This window comes from Methylobacterium sp. CCH7-A2 (assembly GCF_001557075.1).
In the GTDB taxonomy this organism is placed as follows: domain Bacteria; phylum Pseudomonadota; class Alphaproteobacteria; order Rhizobiales; family Beijerinckiaceae; genus Allobosea; species Allobosea massiliensis.
The window spans coordinates 1-556 of record NZ_LSKN01000211.1; the positions used below are offsets into that span (position 1 = coordinate 1).

At 68.3% G+C, this 556-nt stretch carries 1 protein-coding gene; it reads right to left on the bottom strand.

Features of this window, described 5'->3' with window-relative positions:
• Nucleotides 1-114: 114 nt before the first annotated feature.
• A partial coding sequence (locus AX750_RS15820; RefSeq protein WP_197431933.1) for a transposase occupies nt 115-556 on the bottom strand: 442 nt, incomplete at its 5' end.

Below are 556 nucleotides of genomic sequence, written 5' to 3' on the forward strand. Positions count from 1 at the left end.
GGGCGGGATCTGGGATCGCCGCAAGGTCAGTTTCCGCGATCGGGGCGCAAGGGATTGCCCGCTCTCTGGCCGAGACCGGTCGTGGTTTCTCTGGGTGTCGCTGCGGCTCCATCGTCATGATGTGTCGATCCTGACGGCGACGATGGTGCGCGGCGCCGTGCCCGGCGCGAAGCGCTCGACGAGGATCATATGGCCGCCGCAGCATGGGCATGGCGGGTGCGGTTCAGAGGCCTGCTCAGGTTGCGCTGCGGCGACCGGGATGTCGTCCAGCGTCGCCGCCGCGATGATCTCCCTGATGCGGGCGATTGTCTCGGCGCGGCGGCTGGAGGCGAGCAGTCCGTAGTGGCGGATGCGGTGGAAGCCGTCGGGCCGGACGTGGAGCAGGAAGCGGCGGATGAACTCGGAGGCCGTCAGCGTCATGGTCTTGCGCCAGGCCTTGCCGGCGGAGCGGACGCGATAGTCGTTCCAACGGAACGTGACCCCGTTCCGGTCCATGGCAATGATGCGGCTGTTGGCGATGGCGACGCGGTGGGTGTAGCGGGCGAGATAGGCCAGC